The following is a 16369-nucleotide window of genomic DNA, read 5'->3' on the forward strand; positions in this document are numbered from 1 at the left end:
GCAGGATCACCACGGTCGCCGTGGCCTGCTCAAGCTCGTCGGCCAGCGCAAGCGCTTGCTCGCCTACCTCCGCGCTCGCAGCTACGATCGCTACAAGGCGCTCATTCAGGAGCTGGGCCTCCGCAAGTAGGCGCTCCGGCCCGCTCCGGGCCAAGCCCTTCTCAAGGCGCCACTGGACGCATCGAACCCTCTCGAGCGACCAGTGGCGCTTCGCCGCGCCTGCGCCCCGACGCCGCCCACTGATGGGGAGGCGACGAGGCTCGGCCGGGTGAGAGCGGCGGGCTGATGGAGCGAGCCGAGCGGGCTCGATCGAGGCGCGCGCTGTCTTGCCGCAGCAGCTGCGCGTTCGCTCGCCGAGCCGGATCACCACCACGAGTTCATTCACCGCGGCGCAGGAGCACAATCAAATGGAAGTCATTCGCGAAGTCGCCAAAGTCGGTGATCTGGAGATCGGGTTCGAGACCGGTCGCATCGCCAAGCAGGCGAACACCGTCATCATGACCCTCGGCGAGACCGCGGTCTTGGTCGCCGCGACCATGAGCCGCGAGCCGAAGGATCTGCCCTTCATGCCGCTGACCGTCGAATTCCGCAGCGCGAACGCGGCCGCCGGCAAGATCCCCGGGGGTTACTTCAAGCGCGAGGGCCGTCCGACCGTCGAGGAGATCCTCGTCTGTCGCCTGACCGACCGCCCGATCCGCCCGCTGTTCCCCAAGGGCTACCGCTACGACACGCAGATCGTCAGCCAGGTGCTGAGCAACGACCTGCAAAACGAGCCCGACGTGCTCGCCATGACCGGCGCGTCCGCGGCCCTGATGATCAGCCCCGCGCCTTGGGCCGGCCCCGTCGCCGGCATCCGGGTCGCCCGCGTCGACGGCGAGCTGGTCGCCTTCCCGACCTTCGACCAGATCCAGCAGGCCGACCTCAACCTCATCGTGTCCTGCAGCCGCGACGCCATCGTGATGGTCGAGGCCGGGGCCGAGGGCATCTCGGAGTCGGACATGATCGACGCCCTGATGTTCGCCAAGGAGCAGTCGCTGCCGCTCATCGAGGCCCAAGAGCGCCTGCGCGCGCGCGCCGGCAAGCCCAAGATGGAGTGGGTCGACCCCGTCGTCGACGAGGCCTTCCGCGGCCAGGTCATGGACAAGGCCCGCTCGGCGATGATCGAGGCCCTGGCGATCCGCGGCAAGCACGACCGCCACGCGGCCATCAGCGCCGTCAAGAAGTCGATGGTCGAGGCCTTCGGCGACGAGCGCAAGGACGAGATCTCGGCGGCCGTCGGCAAGCTCGAGAAGACCCTGGTCCGCGAGGCCACGGTCAACGAGGGCCGGCGCGTCGACGGCCGCGGGCTCACGGACATCCGCGCGCTGCACATCGAGGTGCACCCCTTCGAGCGGCCCCACGGCTCGGCGCTGTTCCAGCGCGGCGAGACCCAGGCCATCACCACGACGACCCTCGGCACCGAGCGCGACGCCCAGCGCCTCGACACCATCCGCGGCGACGTCAACAACACCTTCCTGCTGCACTACAACTTCCCGCCCTACTGCGTGGGTGAGGCCCGGCCGATGCGCGGGACCTCGCGCCGCGAGCAGGGCCACGGCGCCCTCGCGCACCGCGCCCTGACTCCGGTCATGCCCGACACCGAGAGCTTCCCCTACACCCTGCGCGTGGTCTCGGACACCACCGAGTCCAACGGCTCGAGCTCGATGGCCGCGGTGTGTGGCGGCTGCCTCAGCCTCATGGACGCCGGCGTGCCGATCAAGGCGCCCGTCGCTGGCATCGCCATGGGCCTCATCCAAGAGGGCGACAAGATCGCCGTGCTGTCCGACATCCTCGGCGACGAGGACCACCTCGGCGACATGGACTTCAAGTGCTGCGGCACCAAGGACGGGATCACGGCCCTGCAGATGGACATCAAGATCCATGGCCTGACCCGCGACATCCTCGAGACCGCCCTCGAGCAGGCCCGCGCTGGCCGCCTGCACATCCTCGAGGCCATGCTCGAGAAGCTGCCCGAGCCCCGCGAGGACATCAGCCGCTACGCCCCGCGCGTCGAGACCGTGTGGGTCAAGATCGACCAGATCCGCTCGATCATCGGCCCCGGCGGCAAGGTCATCCGCGGCATCCAGGAGCAGACCGGCGTCGTCATCAACATCAACGACGACGGCCGCGTGACCATGGCCTCGGCGGACATGGACGCCATCGCCAAGGCCAAGGCCATCATCGAGGGCCTGACCTTCGAGCCCGAGCCCGGCCAGTACTACAACGGCGTGGTCAAGCGCGTCGTCGACTTCGGCGCCTTCGTCGAGATCATGCCCGGGACCGACGGCCTGGTGCACATCTCGGAGCTCGAGAACCGCCGCGTCGACAGGGTCACCGACGTGGTCTCCGAGGGCGACGACGTCGTGGTCAAGGTCGTCAACATCGACGACCAGGGCCGCATCCGCCTGAGCCGCAAGCAGGCCTTCGGCGTCGACCCCGACGAGGTCCTCAACCTCCGCGGGTGAGCCCGTAGGCTCGATGACCCGAGAGGGCCGGCGCTGGTGCGCTGGCCCTTTTCTCTTTTCGCCGTCGGTGCTGTAGTGCGCCCATGTCCGTGCTGAGCCTGCGCCGGTTGTCGCCCCAAGCCCGCTTGCCCGAGCGCATGAGCGCCAGCGCGGCCGGCCTCGATCTCTACGCGTGCGCCCCCGAGGCCCCCGTCGAGCTCGCCCCGGGCCAGCGGGCGCTGGTGCCCACGGGCTTCGCCATCGCCATCGCCGACGGCCACGAGGGCCAGGTGCGTCCGCGCTCGGGTCTGGCCCTGCGCTACGGCGTCACCGTGCTCAACGCTCCGGGGACCATCGACGCGGACTACCGCGGCGAGCTCAAGGTCGTGCTGGTCAACCTCGGCTCGGAGCCCTACCGCGTCGCGCACCACGAGCGCATCGCCCAGCTGGTCATCGCGCCGGTGGTCATGGCGGCGGCCGTGGAAGTGGAGGTCTTGCCGCCGGCCGCTGGTGGGCGGGGCGAGGGCGGCTTCGGCAGCACGGGTTGAAGGGCAGGGCGCTTCGAGGCGTCGCCGTCTCGGGGCTTCGAGGTCTACTCGAGGTCTACTCGAGGTCTACTCGAGGTCTACTCGAGGTCTACTCGACGCAGGGGCAGTAGAGTGCAGTGGGGTGGTCTCGTCGCTGTCGCGCTGCCCGTCGAGCCCCAGCGCAGATCGTGTCGCAGGCACTCGAAGTGTTGCCAGCTGTCGCCGCGACCTGGAAGCCGGGGAGATGACGTCGCTGACGGGGTGCCGGAGTGCATCTGGGCGCTGAGCTGGGCGCCGCCGTGGCTGGCACAAAAGTCGTTGCAGGTCTGCCCGACGCCGTCGGCGAGGTACCAGACCGCGCCGTTCCACGAGTAGCCCTCGCCGCCGCCCCCGGTCGTGGTGGTGTCGTCGGAGCTGGTGCTCTCGGTCGTGTCGTCGGAGGACTCAGAGGACTCGGTGGACTCGGTGGCGTCGTCGGAGCTGGTGCTCTCGGTGGTGTCGCCGGACGAGCCTGAAGAGTCGGACTCCGTGGAGCCGTCGGTCGTGGTGTCCGTGGACCCGCCGGTGGTCGAGTCGGTCGAGTCGGTCGAGTCGGTCGAGTCGGTGGTGGTGTCCTCGGACTCGGACTCGGACTCGGCCTCGGCCGTGCCGGCCTCGTCGCCCATCCCGCCGTCGTTGAACATCAAGCTGGACTCGGGCTCTTGGGGCGCGCAAGCCAGCGCGATCGAGAGCAGGCTCGCCACGCCGACGCCACGGATCCCCGAGTCCAGTTTCAGTCGCATCGATTGATCATTCGAGCTTGGCCTGGCGCGAGGTGGCGGATTTTTCTCAAACGGGGGGCCAATCCCGTCGAAGGGGGCGGCCCTGGGACCGAAGGGGGGCTTCGCGCCAAAGGCGCCTGGATCCGCGCGCCCTCCCCACGCCATGGATGCCCGTCCGACCAGCTGTTAGCGTCCGCCCGATGCCGGTGTCCCGCGACGTCATCAAACAGGCCCTCGCCGACAACCTGATCCTCGACGCCATCCCCGAGGCGTTCGACGTCCTCGGCACGCGCTACAGCGGCAAGGTCCGCGAGAACTTCACCCGGGGAGACGAGCGCGTCATCATCGTCAGCGATCGCGTGAGCGCCTTCGACCACGTGCTCGGGACCATCCCCTTCAAGGGTCAGGTGCTCAACGGCCTGGCTCGGCACTGGTTCGCCCAGACCGCGGACCAGTTCCCCAACCACCTGCGTTCGGTGCCCGACGCCCAGGTGACCGTCGCCTCGGAGTGCGAGCCCATCAAGGTCGAGATGGTCGTGCGCGGCTACCTGACGGGATCGAGCTCGACGAGCATCTGGCGGGCCTACGAGTCGGGCTCGCGGAGCTTTTGTGGCCACACCCTCCCCGAAGGCCTCGCGCGCCATCAAAAATTGCCGACCAACCTGGTCACGCCCGCGACCAAGGCCGCCAAGGGCGAGCACGACCAAAACGCGAGCAAGGCCGAGCTCGTCGAGATGGGGCTGATCACGGCGGAGCTGTTCGACGAGCTCGAGCAGCGCTGCCTCGCCCTGTTCGCCCGCGGCCAGGAGCTCGCCGCCGAGCGCGGGCTGATCCTCGTCGACACCAAGTACGAGCTGGGCCGCCGCCCCGACGGCGAGATCGTGCTCATCGACGAGATCCACACGCCGGACAGCTCGCGCTACTGGTACATCGACGGCTACGACGCGTCCATGGCCGCCGGCGAGGACCCGCGCTCCCTCGACAAGGAGTACGTGCGGCGTTGGCTGGTCGAGCAGGGCTTTCGCGGCGAGGGCACGCCCCCTGCGCTGTCCGACGAGGTGCGCATCGAGGCGGCCGCGCGCTACATCGAGACCTTCGAGCAGGTCACCGGGACCGACTTTGTGCCCGACTTGCGTCCGCCCCTCGAGCGCCTGCGCGCCGCGCTGCTGTAGAAAAGCCGCGAACGAGGCAGGGGCGGGGGTAGGGGCCCATGGGAGTGGGCTTCCGCTCGTGCTCGGCCCCGTGCCCATTCGGTCAAAATCGTGCTAAGGCGTCGCCACGATGTGCGGCGTCTTCGGCATTTTCAATCACGCAGAGGCCGCGAACCTCGCCTACCTCGGCCTCCACGCCCTGCAGCACCGCGGGCAGGAGTCCGCCGGGGTGGTCAGCAACGACCGGGGCACGCTGCACGCCGTTCGCCACATGGGCCACGTCGCCGACGTGTTCACCCAGAGCCGCCTCGAGCACCTGCCCGGGCGCCTGGCCGTGGGCCACGTCCGCTACACGACGGCCGGGGGCTCGCTGCCCAAGAACATCCAGCCGCTGACCGTCGAGTACCGCAGCGGCGCCGTGGCCATCGGGCACAACGGCAACCTGGTCAACGCCGAGAGCCTGCGCGAGGAGCTCGAGTCCGAGGGCTCGATCTTCTACACGAACTCGGACACCGAGGTGGTCCTCCAGCTGATGGCGCGGAGCCAGGAGCGGGACTGGGTCGACAACCTGTTCGCCGCCCTCGGCCGGCTGCGCGGGGCCTACAGCATCGTCATGACCTCCGGCGAGCGCCTCGTCGCCGCCCGTGACCCCCACGGCTTCCGCCCGCTCATCCTCGGCAAGATCCGGGGCGAGCACTCGCACTCGCGCTACGGCAAGACCGCGTGGGTGGTCGCCTCGGAGACCTGCGCCTTCGACCTCATCGACGCCGAGGTGGTCCGCGACGTCGAGCCCGGCGAGATCCTGGTGATCGACGGCGACGGCCTGCGCAGCAGCCGGCTCAAGCCTCAGCCCCGGCGCTTTTGCGTGTTCGAGCACGTCTACTTCGCGCGCCCCGACAGCGTCCTCGACCAGACCGCCGTCTACGAGGCGCGGGTGCACATGGGCCGCGCGCTGGCCCGGGAGTGCCCCGCCGACGCCGACGTGGTCATCCCCGTGCCCGACTCTGGCGTGGTCGCGGCCCTGGGCTTCGCCAAGGAGGCCGACCTGCCCTTCGAGATGGGGCTGATCCGCAACCACTACGTGGGCCGGACCTTCATCGAGCCCAAGGAGTCGATCCGCCACTTCGGCGTCAAGCTCAAGCTCAACGCCTTGCCCAACCTGCTCGCGGGCAAGCGCGTGGTCGTCGTCGACGACTCGATCGTGCGCGGCACGACCTCGCGCAAGATCGTCAAGATGATCCGCCAAGCCGGCGCCAAGGAGGTCCACGTGCGCATCTCCTCGCCGCCGGTCTCGAGCCCCTGCTACTACGGCATCGACACGCCGACCCGCTCGGAGCTCATCGCCAGCACCTACAGCATCGACGAGACCTCGCGCTTCATCGAGGCCGACAGCCTCGGCTACCTCAGCCCCGAGGGCCTGCTCGACGCCGTCCGCCTCGCCCAGCCCGAACGGCCCAAGCGCCCCGTGCTCGCGGACGAGGAGGACCCCGGCTTCGACGCCGACTACTGCTCGGCGTGTTTCACCGGTCGGTACCCCGTGCCCATGGGCTCCGTCCCCCGCCGCCAGCTGCGGCTCATCGAGGTCTGAGGGCTCCCGCGCCGGGCCCCCCAAACCCCGATTCGGCGTTTGCCTATCCCGGGGGGACCGGCTAGCTTTCGGCGGTCCCATGGCCGACCTGAACATCCCCGAGCACGCCAAAGTCGTGGACCTCCTCGCTCGTCTCGACGATCGCATCGGTGAGTTGCGGAGGCATCTTTGACTACGCTGGCAAGCGTGAGCGCCTAGAGGAATACGAGATCGCCACGGGCGACCCCTCCTTTTGGGAGGACAACGAGCGCGCGCAGAAGATCCTGCGCGAGCAGTCGACGCTCAAGAAGCTCGTCGAGCAGATCGACGACGTTCAGCAGACCATCGACGACGGCCGCGAGCTCTACGAGCTCGGCCGTGAAGAGAGCGACACCGAGAGCATCGTCGAGGCCTGGGAGAACCTCGGCCAGGCCGACGCGTTGCTGGGCAAGCTCGAGTTTCGGCGCATGCTCAGCGGGACCCACGACGAAGACAGCGCGCTGCTGTCGATCAACGCTGGCGCGGGCGGCGTCGACAGCCAGGACTGGGCGGAGATGCTCCTGCGCATGTACCAGCGCTGGGGCGAGCGCCAGGGCTTCGACGTCAAGGTCCTCGACATCCAAGAGGGCGACCAGGCCGGCATCCGCGGCGCGGACCTGGCCATCGAGGGGGACTACGCCTACGGCTGGCTGCGCTCGGAGATCGGCGTGCACCGCCTCGTGCGCATCTCGCCCTTCGACTCCCAGGCTCGGCGCCAGACCAGCTTCGCCAGCATCATGGTCTTGCCCGACCTCGGCGACGGCAAGGACTTCGAGATCGAGGTCAACCCCGCGGACCTGCGCGTCGACAAGTACCGGGCCTCGGGCGCGGGCGGCCAGCACGTCAACAAGACGGAGTCGGCCGTTCGCCTGACCCACGAACCCACGGGTATCGTGGTGGCTTGCCAGATGGAGCGCTCGCAGCACAAGAACATGGCCACGGCGATGCGCATGCTCAAGGCCAAGCTGTGGGACCTCGAGCAGCAGCGGCGCAGCGACGAGATTTCGGCCCTCGAGGGCGACAAGAAGGCCATCGAGTGGGGCAGCCAGATCCGCTCCTACGTCATCCACCCCTACCAGCAGGTCAACGATCACCGCACGGAGCTCAAGCAGGGCAACGTCGACGCCGTCCTCGACGGCGATCTTGGCAGCTACATGGAGGCCTTCCTGCTGATGCAGGGCAACGCTGGCAAGTAGCCGGTGGAGATTGGCCATGGCGACCCCCTGGACCCAGGCGCTGGAGTGGCGCATCGCGTGGCGGCACTTGCGAGTGGGGGAGACCCACCCGCGCTGGGTCGACCTGCTGATCGCCGCGAGCTTGTTCTTGCTGCTGACCGGGGCGGGCTTCATCGCCTACGCCATGGTCTCGGGCCCGCCCCCGGAGCCCGGCGAGCAGATTTTCTCGGCCGCCGTGGCCACGGCCCAGCAGCGCAACTTCGGGGTCTTCGGCCTGCTCAGCGTCGCGCTGGGCGGGATGCTGTTCATCCTCGGCATGCTCGCCCGGGTGTTCAACCTGTTGGCGACGATCATCACCATGTCCGTGCTGCTCGGCTGCATGGCGCTGGTGGTCGTGCTCTCGTTGATGAGCGGGCTCGAGGTCGATCTGCGCGACAAGATCCTCAACCAAAAGGCGCACCTGCGCATCTCGGGGGCGAACGGCAACCGCTTCACGGACTACGAGGCGCTGACCGACGCGATCAGCGAGCTGCCCGAGGTCGCGGGCGCGAGCCCCTACCTCGAGGCCGAGATCATGGTGCGCAGCGGCATCAACCGCCAGGGCGCCGTGCTGCTCGGCGTCACACCCGAGCGCCTGCTGACGGTCTCGAACATCGCCGACATCATGAGCGAGGGCAGCTTCGACGCCCTCGAGCACCCCGAGTCCATCCCCGACGCCGACCCCTTCGGCTCGGGCTCGGGTGAGACCCCGTGGCGACTGCGCCACCTCGACAAGGACAAAGCCAAGTCCAAGGCGAAGCCAAAGCCGAAGACCAAGACCGGCAAGCTCGACGAGCTGCCCAAGCGGGACGCGCCCAAGCTGAACCCCTATGCCAAGGACGATCCCGAGCCGGATCCCAAGAAGGGGGAGGGCGAGGCTGACGCGAAGGCCGAGGAGTCGGCGCTCAACGAGGCGCCGGCGGGCTCGAAGTCCAAGCCTGCCTTGCCTCCGCCTCCGCCTCCGCCGGCTGCGGGCCTGCCGGGCAACATTCCGCCGCCGCCCGCCGAGTTCACCGGCCGCCCCAAGGGCTTGCCCGGACCTTTCGGTCCGGACGGTCTCCCGGGCTTTGCGCACCTCGGCAGCGACGACGATGAGGACGAAGGCTGGGAGGACCCGGTGGAGGTCCTCGGCCTCGACGCCAACGATCCATCGCCGGCTCCCACGCCAGCGCCCAAGCCGACCGCCGATGGCGGCGAGTGGGGCGAGGGCGACGACTGGGAGGACCCCGAGGAGGTCCTGGGCCTCCCAGACCTTCCCGCAGAGGGAGAGGGGACCCCGGGCTCAGCCAAGGAAGTCGAGCGCGGGCCCGCGCCCGGCGGGGAAGGGGAGAGCGAGCCCTTCGCCAACCTCGGTGAGGACGAGGAAGACGAGGTCGAGGCCATCGTCGATCCCATCTTGCTCGGCCGCGAGCTCGCCAACGAGCTCGCGGTGGGTCTGGGCGCCCGGGTCCAGCTGATCACCCCCGTGGGTCGGCTGACCCCCGCCGGCCGCGTGCCCGGCATCCTCGCCAGCAAGGTCGGCGGCATCTTCCACTCGGGGATGTACGAGTACGACCGCAAGAACGTGTACACCCAGCTGCCCGTGGCCCAGGCCTTCCTGCGCACGGGCGACCGGATCACCGGCATCGAGGTCAAGCTCCACGACGTCGACGCCATCGACGGGGGCAAGGCCGCCGTCGAGGCGCTGCTGCGCGAGCAGGGCCGCTCGGCGCCCTACCTCGAGCGCACCGTGACCGCGCTGATCTCCCTGGTCGAGGATCCGCAGCAGCGCGAGGCGCTGCACGCCGAGCTGGGCATCGACGTCGACGCGGCCGACGGCCAGCTCATCGTCGAGAGCTGGAAGGAGCTCAACCGCAACCTCTTCTCGGCCATGTTCCTCGAGAAGATCGCCATGTTCGTGGCGCTGCTGTTCGTGGTCCTCGTCGCCAGCTTCGGCATCCTCGCCTCGAACCTGATGAGCGTGCTCGAGAAGTCCAAAGAGATCGCCATCATGAAGGCGATGGGCGCCCAGGATCAGCTGATCCGTCGGGTGTTCGTAGCCGAGGGGCTGGTGCTCGGGTTGCTCGGTGCCGTGGGCGGGATCACCGTGGGGCTGATCTTGTGTCTGGCCCTCGACACCTTCGGCTTCCCCTTCAACGAGAACGTCTACTACATCGAGCGTCTCCCGGTGGTCGTGAACCCCGTGGAGGTCGCCATCGTGGGCGTGGCTGCGCTGGCGATCGTGTGGCTGTCGAGCCTCTACCCGGCACGCGTGGCCTCGCGCATGCGCCCCGTCGACGGCTTGCGGCAGCAAGACAAGTGAGCCTGTAAGCCGCGCGAGTCCCGGCCGTAGATCGTGCTTGTTCGCGGCAGCATGGCGAGGCACGGCGTGAGCCCTTGGCGAGAATCCCCCTGGGGGAAAGCCTGGGCCTGGCTAGCCACGGCGCTAGTGCATTGAGGGTTCCCGCCGTTGACACGTCACGGGGCCAGTTCTAGGGTTTCGCGCCCGCTCATGCCCTCACCCGCCAATGACTCCGCGCCCGTGCTCGTCGACGTGCGCGACATGTGCAAGAGCTTCCGCCACGGCTCGCGCAAGCTCGACGTCCTCCGCGGGGTCAACCTGACCGTGCGCGCCGGGGAGATGGTGACCATCATCGGGGCCTCGGGCGCGGGCAAGTCGACGCTGCTGCACTGCCTGGGCACCCTCGACCTGCCGAGCTCGGGGGAGATTCTGTTCTATCCCAAGGGCGGCGGCGTGCCGACGGACATCACCCGGCTCTCGCCCCCAGACCTGGCCGACTTCCGCAACCGGAGCATCGGCTTCGTGTTCCAGTTCCACCACCTGCTGCCCGAGTTCTCGGCCATCGAGAACGCGATGATGCCCGCGCTCATCGCCCGCACGCCCAAGCGCGTCGCCCGGGAGAACGCCGAGGCCATGCTCGACGCCGTCGGCATGAGCCACCGCCTCAGCCACCGCCCCGGCGAGCTGTCCGGCGGCGAGCAGCAGCGCGTGGCCATCGCCCGCGCCCTGGCCATGCGCCCGCGCCTGCTCCTGGCCGACGAGCCCACGGGCAACCTCGACACCAAGACCTCCGCCGAGGTCCACGAGCTGCTGTTTCGGCTCAACGAAGAGCACGACCTGAGCATGCTGATCGTGACCCACAACATGGAGCTCGCCAACCAGATGCCTCGGGTCGTGCGCATGGCCGACGGGCGCATCCTCGACGCTGGCGAGTCGTCCTCCGCCGAGGACTCGGACCAAAGCCCGTGAAGGTGCCCGTGAACGAGCTGGTCAACGAGCCCCGTCCCGTCTCCTCCAGCGCCCGGCTGCTCGCAGTCATGGGCGCGTTGGCGCGCGCGGGCGTGTCCTGCCTCGGCGTGGTCCTCGCGCTGGTGGTGCTGCTGGGCTCGAGCCCGGCCCTCGCCGGCCTGCCCGGCCCCGGCTCCTTCCAGGGCTTCGCGCCGCCCAAGAGCGCCGAGCTCCCGGCCCCCGCGCTGCTCGAGCTGTCCTTGCAAGAGACCATCGACGGCGCGGTCTGGGGCCAGCCCATCGCCGAGGTCCGCTTCCGCGGCAACCGCCGGGTCGAGTCCGAGGCCATGCGCCTCGAGCTCGACAGCAACGTCGGCGAGCTCGTCGACGTCGAGACCCTGGCTCGGGACCTCAAGGCCCTGTGGAAGCTCGGCTACTTCGAGGACGTGCTCGTCGAGGGCGAGCTGACCGACGCCGGCGCGGTCCTGACCTTCGTGGTCAAGGAGCGCCCGACGATCCGCAAGATCATCGTCGAGGGCAATTCCAAGGTCAAACTCGACGACATCAACGAGGCCCTGAGCCTGACCACCAACGCGGTCCTCGATCTGGGCGCGGTCAAGGCCAACGTCGAGATGGTCCAGGCCGTCTATACGCAAAGCGGCTTCTTCCTCGCCGAGGTCGACTACGCCGTGCGCCCCGTCGACGACCAGCCCGGCAAGGTCGACGTGGTGTTCGTGATCAACGAGGCCGAGGAGGTCATCGTCCGCAGCATCACCTTCGTCGGCAACAACGCGTTGACCGACGACCAGCTGCGCAAGGTGATACTGACCCGGATCGGCGGTTACTTGACGGTGATCACCAAGAAGGCCGGCGGCGTGTTCAACCGCGAGGCCTTCGTCGCGGACTACGCCAACTTGCGCGCCTACTACGCGGACCAGGGCTACTTCGACGCCGACTTCGAGGACGTCGAGCTCGCCCTGAGCCCCGACCGCCGCTTCGTGCACCTGACCGTGGCGGTCACCGAGGGGCCCCAGTACCGCATCGGCGCCATCTCGGGCCGCGAGATGATCCGCGCCGGGGAGGACGTGCTGTTTCCGCCGGAGGTCATCGCCGAGTCCATCGACCCGGCCATCCAAGTCGGCGACGTCGCCGCGGCGGGCAAGCTCCAGCTGATCCAGCAGGACATCGAGCGGCGCTACAAGGACAAGGGCTACGCCTACGTCAACGTCGTCCCCAACTACCAGCAGGACCGGGACAAGCTGCTCTTTTACGTCGACTACCAGATCGACAAGGGCCCGCTGGTCTACATCGAGCGCGTCAACATCTTCGGCAACGACCGCACCGCGGACAAGGTCATCCGCCGCGAGATCGTGCTCCAAGAGGGCGACCTCTACTCCGAGAGCGGCAAGGAGGCGACGCAGCTGCGCGTGCTCCGGCTGGGCTACTTCGAGGACGTGCAGGTCTCGACCTCGCGGGGCTCGGCCGACGACCGCATCGTCGTCAACGTCGAGGTCACGGAGAAGCTGACCGGCACCTTCCAGATCGGCGCGGGCTTCTCGACCATCGAGAACTTCGTCCTCCAGGCCCAGATCCAGTACGACAACTTCCTGGGCCGGGGCACCACGGTCACCCTGGTCGCCCAGCTGTCGAGCCTGCGCCGGCTGTTCAACTTCAGCTACACCACGCGCTACTTCCTCGACAGCAACTGGTGGTTCATCTTCAACGTCTTCAACTCGCAGAACGTGTTCCCGAACTTCACGCGGGCGAGCACGGGCTTCGTATTGTCGTGGGGTTATCCGATCCCCAAGGTCCGGGGGCTCACGGCCTTCGTGGGCTACAACCTCGAGTACGTCCAGGTGCAGTTCGGGGCCGTGGGCGCGTTCGGAGGCATCTTCGCGCCGGGGGCCCAGACCGCCGTGCCGGACCAGGCGCTGATCAACAACCTGTTCATCAACGGCCTGACCTCGGCCGTGACCGCGCGCTTGGTCTACGACACCCGCGACAACGTGCTCTTCCCGACCAAGGGCATGTACCACCAGCTCTCGGGCAAGTTCGCCAGCCGCTACTTCGGCTCGCAAAACGAGTACAACCGCTACACCCTGGACACGCGCTTTTACGTCCCGGTGATCAAGACCGACCGGCCCTTTAGGGCGTGGGTGGTGTTCCGGACGAACTTCCAGGTCGGCTACATCCAGAGCCCGACGCGCCAGGGCGTGCCGGTGACCGAGCGCTACTTCCCGGGCGGCATCTACGGCGACGGCTCGCTGCGCGGCTATCGGCTTCGCTCGCTGGGCCCGCGCATCCTGGTCCAGAGCTCGCCCGATCCCTCGGCCTCGCTGGTGCCCTTCGTGGTCGGCGGCAACCTGCTCACGACCCTGAACATGGAGCTCGAGTTCATGCTCGTGCCGCCCGCCAACATCAAGGGCGTGCTGTTCGGCGACATCGGCAACGCCTTCAACACCGAGTCGCGCTTTTGCCAGGAGCCAAACCCGGAGCAGCTGCCCAAGGCCGATCCATGCACCAGCTTTGCGTTCAGGGATCTGCGCTACTCGCTGGGCTTCGGGTTCCGCTGGCAGTCGCCGATCGGCCCGCTGCGCTTCGAGTGGGGCTTCCCCCTCGATCGCCTGACGGGCACGAGCCTGCTCGGCAGCGAGGATCCGGTGGTGTTCGAGTTCAACGTCGGAACCGGGTTCTAGCTGGGTTCCAGCCTGCTTCTAGACCAAGCCGGCCCGCTCGACGAAAGAAAACCAGCGCTGGCGAGTTTGCTCTCGCCCCGGCTTGAATGGCGTTTGGTCCGCCCGCGTCCGACGACCGTCCGGCTTGCCCCGAGACCCCCACCCAGGTATGTCCCCTCCGATCATGCGCCGGAAACTTCGCTCCTCGCTCCTGGCCAGCGCGCTACTCGCCGCGGCGGCCCCGATGCTCGCGGTGAGCCTCGCCCCGGCGACCGCTCACGCGGCGGTCCCGGAGACCAAGCGCCTCGCCCTCGTCGATCTGCAGCGGGTGCTGCTCGAGACGAGCCAGGGCAAGAAGGCCAAGCGCGACCTCGAGAAGGCGGTGTCCAAGAGCTCCGCCAAGCTCGAGCGCAAGGCCCGAGAGCTGCAGCAAAAATACGAAGACCTCCAGGCCAAGGCCGCGATGCTGTCCGAGGACGAGCTGATGAAGCGGTCCCAGGAGCTCCAGCAGGCCGAGGCAGAGCTGCAGATGCTCTACCAGGCCGAGCAGGAGGACCTCATGAAGAAGGAGGGCCTGCTGATGGAGAAGATCTACAAGAACGCGTCGACCGTCGCCAAGCAGCTGGCCGACAAGGACGGCATCCAAGTCATCCTGGTCCGCTCGGAGCTGACCGTGCTCTACGCCAACCCCAAGCTCGACATCACCAACCGAGTGATCGTCGCCTACGACAAGAAGTTCAAATGAGCCGCTCCAGCACCGCCTCCGCTCGTGTCCGCCGCATCGGCGCCGTCTTGTTGCTGTCCACCCTGAGCTTCGCCGGTCCGGCGGTCGTCTCGGCCCCCGCGGCGCAGGCCTCGGTCCCCGAGATCGGCAAGGTCGCCGTCGTCGACATGCAGCGCATCCTCAACGAGACCAAGTCGGGCAAGAAGGCTCGCAAGGACCTCGAGACCAGCTCCGCGGCCAAGCAAAAGAAGCTCGACAAGCGCCGCCAGAAGCTCGAGGACGATCAGGCCAAGCTCGCCAAGATCACCGACGAGCAGCAGTTCTACAAGGCCCAGGAGGACCTCCAGCGCGCCTACATGGAGCTCCAGAGCATGTACATGACCCTCCAGCAGGAGCTGGCCGAGCAAGAGGCCCTGACCCTGGAGAAGATGTACAAGAACTGCCAGAGCCTGGCGAAGGACCTCGCCAAGGACGAGGGCCTCGACCTCGTGCTGATCCGCGATCAGACCACGGTGCTCTACGTCGCCAGCGGCGTGGACCTCACCGGCGAGATGATCAAGCGCTACGACAAGAAGTACCCCAAGTGAGCGGGGCCTGAGCTGGCCGCTCGAGGGCGGCTGGCCATGGAGGCGCGCGAGCGGCTATGATCCCTCGCCAGCGCCGATGAAGCTCGACGTCACGAAGATTCAGCAGATGCTCCCGCATCGTTACCCCTTCCTGTTCGTGGATGGGGTGATGGATTGGGAGGTCAACAAGTCCATCCACGCCCGCAAGCTCGTGTCGATGAGCGACCCGATCTTGCAGGGGCACTTCCCCGGCAACCCGATCCTGCCCGGGGTGGTGCAGGTCGAGGCCATGGCCCAGGCCGCGGTGCTCCTGGCCCAGCTCTCGGACGCCTTCGATCCCAAGACGCAGCTGTGCCTGTTCATGGGCATCCAAAAGTCGAAGTTCCGCGCGCCGGTCATCCCCGGAAACGTCCTCGACATCCACGTCGAGTCGCTGCGCCTGGGCAAGATCGGCAAGTTCAAGGGCAAGATCCTGTGCGAGGGGGCGGTCCGCTCCGAGGCCGAGTTCACGGCCATCATCCAGCCCTTGCCCACGGACGAGCCCGAGCCATCGGCTGACTCGGTCGAAGGGGAGGGCTGAGGTGAAGACGCGCTCGGCCCTGGCGCTCGTCGTCGTGCTCGCGCTGGCGGAGCTGGGCTGCGGTGGCCAGGCGCGCGCGCTGGTGCGCTCGACGGGCGATCTGGGCACGGCGGTGCGCCGCGGCGATCGTGAGGCCGTCGACGAGGGGGTGCTCCCGGCGATGCGCTCGCGGGTGGACTACGAGGTCCTGCTCGAGGAGGAGTCCGACTGGGGCGAGCGCCTGGGCAAGCCCACGGGGGCGCGGCCCGAGGGCGTCATCTACCTGAGCCGAGACGAGGCGGTCGACGTCGTGTGGACCGACGAGGGCTGGCGCTTCGCCAGCGATCCGACCGTCTACTTCGGCCAGTCGACGCCGCGCGAGGCTCTGCGCAGCCTGGTCCGAGCGAGCCGAGAGGAGCGCTGGGACGTCATGCTCAACCTGGCGCCGCGGCGCTATCGGATGGGTCTGTCGGCCGAGGATCTGCGCGTGGCGTGGACCGAGGGTCCGCAAGCCGAGGCGCTGCAGGAGTCCAGGGACCACCTGGCTGATCGACTAGCCGGTACGATCCGGGCGGATGCTCACCAGGCGCTGCTCGACCTCGGGGATGGGGACTACGCCCGCCTCGAGCGTGAAAAGGACCGGTGGGTCGTCGTCGACTTCTGAGTCACCCCATTCGAAATGGTAGTTATGGTGTGCGGTCACTGATGCACTTTTGGTACGACGGCTTCGTCTGGTCCGTGCGCAAGAAGCAGGTCTGAGCGCTGCTTTGCCCCCGCAGCCGCCTCGAACCGGGGGCGCTTCGTCGCTATCCGCTCCTCCGCTTTGGCTTGGGTTCACAGGGCCTGAACCGACGAAGCCCGCCGCGACCAGGGG

The 16369-nt window shown here is 68.3% G+C and carries 14 protein-coding genes; 13 read left to right on the forward strand and 1 reads right to left on the reverse strand.

What is annotated here, in order from left to right; genetic code table 11:
* From PPSIR1_RS51125 to dut, 3 genes are all read left to right on the forward strand, one after another.
* A partial coding sequence (locus PPSIR1_RS51125) for a 30S ribosomal protein S15 (protein WP_006976797.1) occupies positions 1-130 on the forward strand: 130 nt, incomplete at its 5' end.
* A 277-nt stretch (positions 131-407) separates the two neighbouring features.
* Positions 408-2504, forward strand: coding sequence for a polyribonucleotide nucleotidyltransferase (pnp, locus tag PPSIR1_RS38920; RefSeq protein WP_006976798.1), 2097 nt, complete (start codon positions 408-410; stop codon positions 2502-2504).
* Positions 2505-2587: 83 nt separating this feature from the next.
* On the forward strand, positions 2588-3031 hold the full coding sequence (gene dut / locus PPSIR1_RS38925; RefSeq protein ID WP_006976799.1) for a dUTP diphosphatase: 444 nt from the start codon (positions 2588-2590) through the stop codon (positions 3029-3031).
* A 77-nt stretch (positions 3032-3108) separates the two neighbouring features.
* On the opposite strand, the gene PPSIR1_RS45140 is transcribed toward dut, so the two are convergent.
* Complete coding sequence (locus PPSIR1_RS45140) at positions 3109-3792, reverse strand: hypothetical protein (protein ID WP_053335499.1); 684 nt, start codon at positions 3790-3792, stop codon at positions 3109-3111.
* Positions 3793-3971: 179 nt separating this feature from the next.
* Between PPSIR1_RS45140 and PPSIR1_RS38935 the strand changes: the two genes are divergently transcribed.
* The 10 genes from PPSIR1_RS38935 to PPSIR1_RS38980 all read left to right on the forward strand — a co-directional run bounded on the left by PPSIR1_RS38935 (position 3972) and on the right by PPSIR1_RS38980 (position 16159).
* The gene (locus PPSIR1_RS38935) at positions 3972-4943 is read left to right on the forward strand and encodes a phosphoribosylaminoimidazolesuccinocarboxamide synthase (RefSeq protein WP_006976801.1); all 972 of its coding nucleotides are present in this window, start codon (positions 3972-3974) and stop codon (positions 4941-4943) included.
* Positions 4944-5052: 109 nt separating this feature from the next.
* Positions 5053-6510, forward strand: a complete 1458-nt coding sequence (gene purF, locus PPSIR1_RS38940; protein WP_006976802.1) for an amidophosphoribosyltransferase — start codon at positions 5053-5055, stop codon at positions 6508-6510.
* 79 nt (positions 6511-6589) lie between these two features.
* Positions 6590-7724, forward strand: a protein-coding gene (gene prfB / locus PPSIR1_RS38945; protein WP_198154714.1) for a peptide chain release factor 2 whose coding sequence is annotated in 2 segments (ribosomal slippage) — positions 6590-6670 and positions 6672-7724 — 1134 coding nt in all. Because the reading frame shifts where the segments join, the coding sequence is not laid out codon by codon here.
* Positions 7725-7740: 16 nt separating this feature from the next.
* Positions 7741-10044 (forward strand): FtsX-like permease family protein, encoded by a 2304-nt coding sequence (locus PPSIR1_RS45145; protein ID WP_006976804.1) that lies wholly within the window; start codon positions 7741-7743, stop codon positions 10042-10044.
* A gap of 189 nt (positions 10045-10233) precedes the next feature.
* On the forward strand, positions 10234-10992 hold the full coding sequence (locus PPSIR1_RS38955; RefSeq protein ID WP_045117627.1) for an ABC transporter ATP-binding protein: 759 nt from the start codon (positions 10234-10236) through the stop codon (positions 10990-10992).
* A complete protein-coding gene (gene bamA, locus PPSIR1_RS38960) occupies positions 10989-13667 on the forward strand; it encodes an outer membrane protein assembly factor BamA (protein ID WP_006976806.1) in 2679 nt (892 codons plus the stop codon). Before PPSIR1_RS38955 ends, bamA begins: the two co-directional genes overlap by 4 nt.
* Before the next feature lie 163 nt (positions 13668-13830).
* A complete protein-coding gene (locus PPSIR1_RS38965) occupies positions 13831-14391 on the forward strand; it encodes an OmpH/Skp family outer membrane protein (protein ID WP_157596437.1) in 561 nt (186 codons plus the stop codon).
* Positions 14388-14957, forward strand: coding sequence for an OmpH/Skp family outer membrane protein (locus PPSIR1_RS38970; RefSeq protein WP_006976808.1), 570 nt, complete (start codon positions 14388-14390; stop codon positions 14955-14957). Before PPSIR1_RS38965 ends, PPSIR1_RS38970 begins: the two co-directional genes overlap by 4 nt.
* 76 nt (positions 14958-15033) lie before the next feature.
* A complete protein-coding gene (fabZ, locus tag PPSIR1_RS38975) occupies positions 15034-15516 on the forward strand; it encodes a 3-hydroxyacyl-ACP dehydratase FabZ (RefSeq protein ID WP_006976809.1) in 483 nt (160 codons plus the stop codon).
* 1 nt (position 15517) lies between these two features.
* Positions 15518-16159 carry a hypothetical protein gene (locus PPSIR1_RS38980; RefSeq protein ID WP_006976810.1) on the forward strand — a complete coding sequence of 214 codons (642 nt, stop codon included), beginning with the start codon at positions 15518-15520 and terminating at the stop codon, positions 16157-16159.
* The last annotated feature ends 210 nt before the right edge of the window (positions 16160-16369 follow it).

It is taken from the genome of Plesiocystis pacifica SIR-1 (genome assembly GCF_000170895.1).
Classification (GTDB): Bacteria; Myxococcota_A; Polyangia; order Nannocystales; family Nannocystaceae; genus Plesiocystis; species Plesiocystis pacifica.

Excerpts from the sequence above, each read along its gene's own strand:
- pnp (WP_006976798.1), top strand. The coding sequence starts at position 408 with ATGGAAGTCATTCGCGAAGTCGCCAAAGTCGGTGATCTGGAGATCGGG.
- dut (WP_006976799.1), top strand. The coding sequence starts at position 2,588 with ATGTCCGTGCTGAGCCTGCGCCGGTTGTCGCCCCAAGCCCGCTTGCCC.
- PPSIR1_RS45140 (WP_053335499.1), bottom strand. The coding sequence starts at position 3,792 with ATGCGACTGAAACTGGACTCGGGGATCCGTGGCGTCGGCGTGGCGAGC.
- PPSIR1_RS38935 (WP_006976801.1), top strand. The coding sequence starts at position 3,972 with ATGCCGGTGTCCCGCGACGTCATCAAACAGGCCCTCGCCGACAACCTG.
- purF (WP_006976802.1), top strand. The coding sequence starts at position 5,053 with ATGTGCGGCGTCTTCGGCATTTTCAATCACGCAGAGGCCGCGAACCTC.
- PPSIR1_RS45145 (WP_006976804.1), top strand. The coding sequence starts at position 7,741 with ATGGCGACCCCCTGGACCCAGGCGCTGGAGTGGCGCATCGCGTGGCGG.
- PPSIR1_RS38955 (WP_045117627.1), top strand. The coding sequence starts at position 10,234 with ATGCCCTCACCCGCCAATGACTCCGCGCCCGTGCTCGTCGACGTGCGC.
- PPSIR1_RS38965 (WP_157596437.1), top strand. The coding sequence starts at position 13,831 with ATGCGCCGGAAACTTCGCTCCTCGCTCCTGGCCAGCGCGCTACTCGCC.
- PPSIR1_RS38970 (WP_006976808.1), top strand. The coding sequence starts at position 14,388 with ATGAGCCGCTCCAGCACCGCCTCCGCTCGTGTCCGCCGCATCGGCGCC.
- fabZ (WP_006976809.1), top strand. The coding sequence starts at position 15,034 with ATGAAGCTCGACGTCACGAAGATTCAGCAGATGCTCCCGCATCGTTAC.